Source organism: Priestia sp. P5_B4 (assembly GCF_056400385.1).
In genome coordinates this window covers 1-1409 of sequence record NZ_JBFULJ010000954.1, presented here as the reverse complement: position 1 = coordinate 1409, position 1409 = coordinate 1, and the positions used below count along the sequence as shown (strand labels likewise).

Below are 1409 nucleotides of genomic sequence, written 5' to 3'. Positions count from 1 at the left end.
GTACATCACCAAGTTTTTTAGTGGATAGTATTAGAGGGGTAAGTAAAGTAATTGATGTTCAGTATAATTTATTTGTAAGAGGCATTGACGATTACGATGATTATACGTACATCAATAATAAACGCTTTGATGCGATTATTTTAATGAGTCAAAGCGATCGTGATAACACTTTTATATATAACGTAGTAGAGAAAGGCATCCCGTTGATTGTGCTCAATCGCCAAGTTGATGATTCATCAATTATTAATATTTTGTCTAATGACAAAGAAGGAGCTTACAAAGCCGGCGAGTATTTGATTGAATTAGGTCACAGACATATCGCAATCATAGAAGGAATAGAAGGCTTTAAATCAACTCAACAGCGTAAGGAAGGATTTCTTAACTCGTTAATTGATCATAATGTTTCCATTCGCCAAGAGTATATGATTCAAGGAAATTACGATATGCAAAGCGGATATGAAGGAATGAAAGCACTGTTAAGGTTGAAGCAACCGCCTACTGCTGTTTTTTGTTCAAATGATGATATGGCAATCGGTGCTATGAATGCCGCATTCGAGTCTGGGCTAAACGTACCCAATGATATATCAATTATTGGATTTGATGATATTGAATTAGCCAAATACACCACTCCTTCACTAACAACCGTTAAAAGACCAATCGAGAAAATCAGCATGACCGGAGCAGAAGCAGTTTTATCATTAATGAACAAAGATGACAAAAATATGCTGCAAAATAAAGTTTTAATTAATACCGAATTAATGGTTCGCCAGTCTGTGAAGTCACGCTCATCTATGTAGCCGGTTATTTAGTATAACCGGCCCAAAAATGTTAACGTTAACATTTTTGGGGTTAAAATAATATAAAAATCTATAAAAATAACAATGTTAATGTGTGCAAAGAAGGAGATGCTAACATGAAGTTAAACCGCCAGATGCAAGCTAACACACGTATATACCCAGAAAAAGTTCTGCAGTTTGGAGAAGGCGTATTTCTAAGAGGGTTTGCTGATTGGCAAATTCATCAAATGAACAAACGCACTGCATTTAAAGGCAGTATAGTAGCTGTCAATCCGAGAATCACCGGAAATGCAGGTAAATTGAATAAGCAAGACGGTTTGTTTACGGTTTCTCTTCAAGGAATTCAAGACGGTAAAGCACTCAAAGAACATGAAGTAATTGAATCTATTAGCCGCGGTCTAAATCCATATGAAGATTATGAGGCTTATATGCAATTAGCGGAGAAAGAAGAGCTAAGATTTCTTATTTCTAATACAACAGAAGCAGGCATCGCATTTTTAGAAGAAGACCGCTTGGAACATGCACCGCAAAAGAGTTTTCCAGGTAAAGTCACAGCATTTCTATATAAGCGCTTTAAAGCTTTTCAAGGAGACCCCACAAAGGGGCTTATTA

At 36.3% G+C, this 1409-nt stretch carries 2 protein-coding genes; both read left to right on the top strand.

The window, feature by feature from the left end:
* Positions 1 to 797 (top strand): LacI family DNA-binding transcriptional regulator (locus AC1DRF_RS27840; RefSeq protein ID WP_477742291.1); only part of this gene is annotated, 797 nt, incomplete at its 5' end.
* Positions 798 to 913: 116 nt separating this feature from the next.
* Positions 914 to 1409 (top strand): mannitol dehydrogenase family protein (locus AC1DRF_RS27835; protein WP_477742290.1); only part of this gene is annotated, 496 nt, incomplete at its 3' end.